Annotated in this window: 5 protein-coding genes; 3 read left to right on the plus strand and 2 right to left on the minus strand. The window is 59.4% G+C overall.

Annotation, left to right across the window (positions count from 1 at the left end; genetic code table 11):
- Positions 1–122: 122 nt before the first annotated feature.
- On the minus strand, positions 123–1,022 hold the full coding sequence (locus BP858_RS01210) for an ion transporter (RefSeq protein ID WP_286878614.1): 900 nt from the start codon (positions 1,020–1,022) through the stop codon (positions 123–125).
- Positions 1,023–1,162: 140 nt separating this feature from the next.
- On the opposite strand from BP858_RS01210, the gene BP858_RS01215 reads away from it, so the two are divergent.
- The 3 genes from BP858_RS01215 (at position 1,163) to gyrA (ending at position 6,141) form a co-directional block, all read left to right on the plus strand.
- A complete protein-coding gene (locus BP858_RS01215) occupies positions 1,163–1,477 on the plus strand; it encodes a hypothetical protein (protein WP_062263333.1) in 315 nt (104 codons plus the stop codon).
- 268 nt (positions 1,478–1,745) lie between these two features.
- Positions 1,746–3,716 (plus strand): DNA topoisomerase (ATP-hydrolyzing) subunit B, encoded by a 1,971-nt coding sequence (gene gyrB / locus BP858_RS01220; protein ID WP_286878615.1) that lies wholly within the window; start codon positions 1,746–1,748, stop codon positions 3,714–3,716.
- Positions 3,706–6,141 carry a DNA gyrase subunit A gene (gyrA, locus tag BP858_RS01225; RefSeq protein WP_062263338.1) on the plus strand — a complete coding sequence of 812 codons (2,436 nt, stop codon included), beginning with the start codon at positions 3,706–3,708 and terminating at the stop codon, positions 6,139–6,141. Before gyrB ends, gyrA begins: the two co-directional genes overlap by 11 nt.
- A gap of 225 nt (positions 6,142–6,366) precedes the next feature.
- Here gyrA and BP858_RS01230 read toward each other — a convergent pair whose 3' ends face one another.
- Positions 6,367–6,582: a hypothetical protein gene (locus BP858_RS01230; RefSeq protein ID WP_074175533.1), complete on the minus strand. Its 216-nt coding sequence runs from the start codon at positions 6,580–6,582 to the stop codon at positions 6,367–6,369.
- Positions 6,583–6,738 lie beyond the last annotated feature (156 nt).

Consider the following 6,738-nt stretch of genomic DNA (forward strand, 5'->3'; position numbering starts at 1 on the left):
GGGGAGGGGGCTCGCCCCCTCCCCGCACAAGTCGGACCCAGGGCATAATGAAACAGAGCCACGATTCCCCCACCCGCCAAACCGGGGCGGTTTTCACGGGAAATTTCCGCTGAAATGCCCCACTACCCATCATCCCCAAGCACCCTCTGCTTCTGGACTGCCACTTCCTCGTCGGTGAGGATCCCCTCTTCCCGCAACAGGGCCAGCCGTTCGAGGAGGTCGACAACCTCCTCCGGCGACCGGGACTGGGGAGAATTATCTGCCTTCTGGACCTCGGCAAGGAAGGCCGAGGAGAGGACGCCGGCCGGGAGGGCGAACATACCGATACCAAGGAGCGCGATGAGCCCCCCGAGTGCCTTGCCGAGGGGCGTAACCGGGAAGACGTCCCCGTAGCCCACGGTCGAGAGGGTTGCGACGGCCCACCACATGGCGGTGGGGATGTTTGCTAAATCATCGGGCTGCACATCGTGCTCGACAAAGAACATCAGGCTCGATGTGATGACAACCAGGAGCACGAGGATGAAGATCAGCACCCCGATGACGTGCACCTGTGCCTTCATGACCCGGCCAAGCAGCTTCAAGGCGTACGAGTACCTGCTGATCTTTAAGATCCGGAAGACCCGAAGCAGCCGGAGCGCCCGCATGATCCGCAGGTCGAGCGGGATGAACATCGGCAGGAAGAACGGCAGTATCGCCAGGAGGTCGATGATCGCGAGAGGGGTCGCGGCGTATCTGAGCCGCCCGAGAACGGGGTTCGCGTAGTCCGGGTTTGCAGTGCAGGTCCAGAGACGGAGGAGGTATTCGACGGTGAAGACCGCGACGGAGAAGATATCAAATGCCTGGAAGAACGTGGCATGGGGGATATACAGCCCCTCAACCGATTCGAGGATCACGGCAATGACGTTTGCCACGATCAGCACCAGGATGCATACGTCGAGAATCCGGCCCGCCCCGGGTTTTTCCGGGTCCGCCTCGAGGAGATGATAGATCGTTTCTTTGTTCAGGCGGTGCATGATTACCATCTGGAGAGTGCAAAATGCCTCTTTTGGTTAGCAGAGATCGTATTTATTTTACGGGGATGAAGGAGGTTGGACCGGCCTTCAGGATGACCACGAGGAAGAAACGGATCGTTAATATCACCCGGCAGTAAACAAGGGTAGATATGCCTGCAAAGAGCGAATTTGGCAGGGGTTTTATCATCAACCTGATGCTGCTTTCACGACACTTCGGCCTGCCCCCCGAGAAGGCTTTCTATGGCGCCGCCGACCACCTCACTGACCTCGTCGTCCCGGAGCAGTTCCGGGGAACTGAGATCGACGAACTCATCGAGCGCCTCCGCAAGATGGTGATCTGGCACCAGCCGGGCACCATGGACAAGGAGGATGCGGCGGATATCCGCAGGCTCCTTAACCGGATCGGGGTCGCCATCGATACACACCTGGGTATACCAGACCCTGACGCCGGGAAGTACGACTGACGGGAGCCCCCCCTTACCCGGGTCGGGACCGCCTGCCGATCCGTCCGCAGCATGCTCCGTTCCCCCCCATATCTCTCCCCGCGCGGTCCGGCGTATGCCGGTCCTCCCGGGGCGTGTCCATGAAGTGGGATTGTCGTGTTTCGTACCGCTGGGAACGGCCGGAATAGGGAGATTCTCCGGAGCCATACACTATAAGTGCTTATACGACCAATATATACTGTGAGTTTTGCTGCGATTCAGGACACCGCTCGTTTAGCGGAGGTCACAAATGACTGATACCTACGATGCTTCCCACATTACGGTACTTGAGGGTCTAAGACCCGTACGTGAGCGTCCCGCCATGTACATCGGCAGCACAGAAGCCCGGGGACTGCACCACCTGGTCTACGAGGTTGTGGACAACTCCGTGGACGAGGCTCTCGCCGGGTTCTGTGACCTGATACTGGTGACCATTAACCGGGACGGCTCAATCACAATAGAAGATAACGGGCGTGGTATCCCGGTCGATATCATGCCCCAGTATGGCAAGAGCGCTCTTGAGATCGTCCTCACCGTGCTTCATGCCGGCGGAAAGTTCGATAAGAATACTTACCAGGTCTCCGGCGGCCTGCACGGTGTCGGTGTCTCGGTCGTCAACGCTCTTGCAAGCTGGCTCGATGCGATGGTCTTCCGGGACGGCAACGTCTACGAGATGCAGTTCCGGCAGGGTCTGGTCGTAAAGCCGCTCGCAAGCCGCCCCGAGACCGAGCACGAGATGAAGATCCGGTATGAGGAGCGCTACGGCACCCGGCCCGGGCAGCCGCTGGACTACGAGCGCCTCCAGGGAACCCGGATAACGTTCCAGCCCGACCGGTCGATATTCGAGACCGTCAATTTCGACTACGATATGCTGGACCACCGGCTCCGTGAGCTTGCCTACCTCAACAGCGGCCTTACGATCAGCCTCCGGGACGACCGCACCGGCGATGTGGTCACCTACTGCTTCGAGGGCGGTATCAGGGAATTCGTCGCCCACATCGGTGAGGGAAAGGAGCCGCTCCACGATGAGGTGATCTATTTCCAGAAGAGCGATCCCGAGAGTCTGGTCGAGGTTGAGGTGGCCCTGCAGTACAACAACTCGTATGGGGAGACGGTCTACACCTATGTTAACAGTGTGAACACCCGGGAGGGCGGCACCCATCTTGAGGGCTTCCGGAGTGCAATAACCCGGGCTATCAACAACTCTGCCCGCAGAAACAACCTCTTCAAGAGTAACGACGCCCAAGTCAAGGGCGAGGACGTCAGGGAAGGGCTCGCCTCCGTCATCAGCACCCGGGTTGCAGAACCGCAGTTTGAGGGGCAGACCAAGATGCGTCTTGGGAACAGCAACGTCCGGGGCATCGTGGATTCGCTCGTCTACTCGTCGCTCACCGAGTACTTCGAGGAGCATCCAAAGACCCTTCAGGTGATCGTGGATAAGGCGATGGCCGCAGCCCGGGCGCGGGAAGCCGCCCGGAACGCACGCGAGCTTGCCAGGCGGAAGAGCACGCTGGAGACGACCGGGCTCCCGGGGAAACTCGCCGACTGCCAGGAGCGCGATCCGGCAAAGAGCGAACTCTATATTGTGGAAGGAGACTCGGCAGGCGGGTCCGCGAAACAGGGACGGGACCGGAAGTTCCAGGCGATCCTCCCCCTGCGAGGAAAGATCCTGAACGTCGAGAAGGCGTCGGAGCACAGGATCCTGAAGAACGCCGAGATCCAGGCACTGATATCTGCTATCGGTACCGGCGTCGGCGACAGTTTCGATGTGGAGCGGGCCCGGTACCACCGGATCATCCTGATGACCGATGCGGATGTCGACGGTGCACATATCAGGACGCTCCTGCTCACGTTCTTCTACCGCTACATGATGGAACTGGTCGAGAACGGCTATATCTACATCGCCCAGCCCCCACTCTACCGGATCTTCAGGGGGAAACAGGAGAAGTACGCCTACCGCGAGGAGGATATGCGGGAGATCATTGCCAAGTTCGGCGAGAAAGGTGTCACGATCCAGCGCTACAAGGGTCTTGGTGAGATGAACGCGGAGCAACTCTGGAGCACCACGATGGACCCGGAGAACCGGGTGCTCAAACAGGTGAGAATCGAGGATGCTGTCTACGCAAACGAGATATTTGAGAAACTGATGGGTGAGAATGTGGATGCCCGGAGAGACTTCATCCGCAGGCATGCAAAGGAGGTGATCAACCTTGACATCTGATGGGGTCATCCCGGTCAACATCGAAGAAGAGATGAAATCATGCTACATCGACTACGCGATGAGCGTGATCATCGGTCGAGCCATCCCTGATGCAAGAGACGGCTTAAAACCGGTTCACCGCCGCACTCTCTATGCCATGCGGGAGCTCGGCAACACGAGCGACAAACCCTACAAGAAGAGCGCTCGTATTGTCGGAGACGTGATGGGTAAATACCATCCTCACGGTGATTCGGCCATCTATGATACGCTGGTGAAGATGGCGCAGCCGTTCTCCTACCGTTACACACTTGTGGACGGCCAGGGGAACTTCGGGTCGATCGACGGGGACTCTGCCGCGGCGATGCGGTACACGGAGGCCAGGCTCACGAAGGTCTCGGAGGAACTCCTGGCCGATATCGATAAGGAGACCGTCGACTTTGTCCCCAACTTCGACGAGTCGCTCCAGGAGCCTGATGTCCTCCCGGCACGGGTTCCAAACCTCCTCGTGAACGGGTCGAGCGGGATTGCGGTGGGTATGGCGACAAACATGCCGCCTCACAACCTCCGGGAGGTCTGTGAAGCGACCTGCCGCATCATCGACGAACCCGGCGTATCCACGGAGGAGCTGATGCGGATCATGCCCGGCCCGGATTTCCCGACCGGCGGGATCATCATGGGCACCGAAGGGGTCCGTGATGCGTACCTTACCGGGCGCGGAAGGTGTGTTGTCAGGGGGATCGCGGAGATCGAGGAAGAGGGCCGGACTCCGCAGATCATCATAACCGAGATCCCCTTCCAGGTGAACAAGGCACGCCTGATTGAACATATCGCAAACCTTGTCCGCGACAAAAGGGTCGAGGGGATCAGCGATATCCGCGACGAGTCGGACCGGGACGGCATGCGGATCGTGATCGACCTGAAGAAGGGCGTCGCGCCCCAGGTGGTCTTGAATTACCTCTACAAGCACACGGCGCTTGAGTCCACCTTCGGGATCATCAACCTCGCCATCGTCGACCGCCAGCCCCACACCTTAACCCTCAAGGAACTTATCCATGAGTTCCTGAAGCACCGGGTGGAGGTTGTCCGGCGGCGGAGCGAGTTCGATCTCAGAAAGACGGAAGAGCGGATGCATATCCTCCGTGGTCTCCTTGTCGCGCTCGATAACATCGATGCCGTCGTCGCCACCATCCGGGCGTCCCGGACGACCGATGAGGCACAGACGGCGCTGGTGACGAAGTTCGCGCTGGACGAGGTGCAGGCAGATGCGATCTTAAAGATGCAACTCCGGAGGCTTGCGGCGCTTGAGCAGCAGAAGATCCTGGATGAGCGCGATGCCCTTGCAAAGGAGATTGAGCGGCTCACCGGGATCCTCGCAAGCGAAGCGAGCATCCTTGCCGAGATCAGGAAGGAACTCGTCGATATCAGTGCCCGGTACGGCGATGAGCGGAGGACCCGGATCGGGCACGCGGCCGAGGCCCTCGATAAGGAGGACCTCATCGAGGATAAGCCGATGCTGGTCTCGCTCACCTCCTCAAACTACATAAAGCGGATCGACCTTGACACCTACCGGAACCAGCGGCGTGGAGGCCGCGGCGTCATCGGGATGGCTACAAAGGATGACGATGGCGTCGAGAACGTCTTCGTCGCGAACATGCACGACTACCTCCTCTGTTTCACCGACAAAGGAAGGGTTTACTGGCTGAAGGTCTACGACCTCCCCGAGGGGCAGCGGACAAGCAAGGGCAAGGCAGTTGTCAACCTCTTGAATCTCGACGGCGATGAACGGGTGACCACGGTGATCCCGGTCAGGGAGTTTAGTTCCGACCACTACCTCTTCTTTGCGACGAGGAACGGGACGGTTGCGAAGATGGCGCTCGACGAGTTCTCGCGGCCGCGGCAGACCGGGATCAACGCCATCAACCTCCGTGACGGCGACGAGCTGGTGGACGTGAAGGCAACCGACGGGGACAAGGAGCTGATCCTGACGACGAGGTTCGGGCAGAGCCTCCGGTTCCACGAGGAGGCCGTCCGCGCCGTCCGCAGGAACGCCATGGGGGTGCGGGGGATCAGACTCCGCCACGGCGACACCCTGCAGGCCATATCCCTGGTTGAGAATGACCATCTCCTCACCATTACTGAGCAGGGTTTCGGCAAGCGGACGGAGTTCGACGAGTTCCGTGGTCACGGCAGGGGCACGATGGGTGTCCGGAACATCGTCGTCGACGCCCGGGGCGGCGGCGTCGTGGGGTCGAGAGCGGTCTCGGACGATGATGAGATCATCGTGATGAGCGCGTCCGGTATCGTTATCAGGACAAAAGTCGAGGAGATCTCGATCCAGAAACGGAACACCCGCGGTGTCCGGATCATGAAGCTCGATGACGGTGACCGCGTCATCGGGTTTACTATTCTTGATTCCGACGAAGAAGACGAGGAGGAAGAGGAGTAAGAACTCCTCTTTCTTGCGCTCGTATTCGCGGCTTTCATCCCGACTGTTTCCTCAAAACCCTGATTTTCGCCGGGCTCGCCGACGTAGCGGTGGAGCATGGTGGGTTAGGGATAGGGGAGAGGGGGAGAGCCGGGGTTAAGACAGCATCCCGGCTGTGAGCGACCTCTGGTTTGCAAAGCCGCGTGCGGTGGTCCCGGCAGAAGTCTGCGGGATCCCCTCCAGAGATCAGAACGTTGGTTTCCTGAAGTACTTCAGCGCACCTGGCTTGTGCCGCTCAAGTTCCCTGAAGAAATACTCTGCAAGTTGCGGGTCGGAGTCGTAGATCGCCTGCTGCAGGGTGCGCATCAGCCATCCCCGGATCTCCTGGCCCTGGTCAACCGTATTCATCACGACGACGATCGCCTCGTCCACGTCTTTCCTGTCATTCCAGCGATAGGGCATAAAAACCACCTACGGGGAGGAAATACCCGCCTCACCTATAAAGCGTTTGCGGGCATCCTGCCCCGGGCGGCCCTTGTGTATGCAGAAACGTTTCTGTGGCGTGCTGCAGGGCGTTGTCGAGCATATCTCCAGTGTATTATTTCATCTAATATTGTC

It is taken from the genome of Methanoculleus sp. UBA413 (assembly GCF_002502935.1).
Lineage (GTDB): Archaea > Halobacteriota > Methanomicrobia > Methanomicrobiales > Methanoculleaceae > Methanoculleus > Methanoculleus bourgensis.

Excerpts from the sequence above, each read along its gene's own strand:
- BP858_RS01215 (WP_062263333.1), top strand. The coding sequence starts at position 1,163 with ATGCCTGCAAAGAGCGAATTTGGCAGGGGTTTTATCATCAACCTGATG.
- BP858_RS01210 (WP_286878614.1), bottom strand. The coding sequence starts at position 1,022 with ATGGTAATCATGCACCGCCTGAACAAAGAAACGATCTATCATCTCCTC.
- gyrB (WP_286878615.1), top strand. The coding sequence starts at position 1,746 with ATGACTGATACCTACGATGCTTCCCACATTACGGTACTTGAGGGTCTA.
- BP858_RS01230 (WP_074175533.1), bottom strand. The coding sequence starts at position 6,582 with ATGCCCTATCGCTGGAATGACAGGAAAGACGTGGACGAGGCGATCGTC.